The following is a 458-nucleotide window of genomic DNA, read 5'->3' as shown; positions in this document are numbered from 1 at the left end:
CGGGCGATATCGCCATGCTGCTCGATGAAGGCCTCGTCGCGTTCGGCCAGTGCCCGGCGAAGATAGGCACGCGCTGCAGGCGCCAGGCTGGCGCTGTCGCGCGCAATCGTGGCAAGGCCGCGGGAGACGGCTTCGGAGAGCAGGCCGGACGGGATTTCATGACGGGCGGTGCCGTGATGGAGGGCGACGGTCTCCGAGCCGAAGCGCTCCAGCCGAACCTCGCCTTTTGCCAGGAAGCGCAGCATCTTCAGCATCTGCCTGTCGCTGTTGGCGGCTTTCTCAGTCATGGGCTGCTCCTTCCGGAAAGCGGAAGACGGAGACGATGGTGCGCTCGATGGCGGAGACGAAGTCGTCGAAGGCCGGGTCGTCGCGGCGCTGCTCGACGATCATGCAGGCATGGGCGACGGTGGTGCGATGGCGCCCGAAGCCGCCGGCGATCTCCTGCTGCGAGAATTGCA

General features: G+C 66.8%; 1 protein-coding gene. It reads right to left on the bottom strand.

The annotated features are described in order from the left end of the window. A partial coding sequence (locus SB659_RS19075; RefSeq protein ID WP_410551521.1) for a hypothetical protein occupies positions 1–287 on the bottom strand: 287 nt, incomplete at its 3' end. Positions 288–458: the final 171 nt, after the last annotated feature.

It is taken from the genome of Arthrobacter sp. SIMBA_036 (genome assembly GCF_046535135.1).
In the GTDB taxonomy this organism is placed as follows: domain Bacteria; phylum Actinomycetota; class Actinomycetes; order Actinomycetales; family Micrococcaceae; genus Arthrobacter.
This window is presented reverse-complemented; position numbering and strand designations above follow the sequence as displayed.